A 222-nucleotide genomic window follows, 5' to 3' on the forward strand; every position below is an offset into this window, starting at 1 on the left:
CTTTTATGGAGAGCTGTCCGAGTGGCCGAAGGAGCACGATTGGAAATCGTGTAGGCGGGTAACCCTGTCTCAAGGGTTCAAATCCCTTGCTCTCCGCCATAAAAACACAATCTATTATCAATGGCCCCTTGGTCAAGTGGTTAAGACACCTCCCTTTCACGGAGGTAACACGGGTTCGAATCCCGTAGGGGTCACCAGTGTTATGTCTCAACATCTTATATA

2 tRNA genes are annotated in these 222 nt (G+C 48.6%); both read left to right on the forward strand.

The features are described 5' to 3' along the window. Nucleotides 1-7: 7 nt before the first annotated feature. Nucleotides 8-99: transfer RNA gene (locus CHI06_RS29260), tRNA-Ser, on the forward strand. Nucleotides 100-122: 23 nt separating this feature from the next. Then, nucleotides 123-197, forward strand: a tRNA-Glu gene (locus CHI06_RS29265). The last annotated feature ends 25 nt before the right edge of the window (nt 198-222 follow it).

This window comes from Bacillus sp. 7884-1 (assembly GCF_002272245.1).
Taxonomy (GTDB): domain Bacteria; phylum Bacillota; class Bacilli; order Bacillales; family Cytobacillaceae; genus Neobacillus.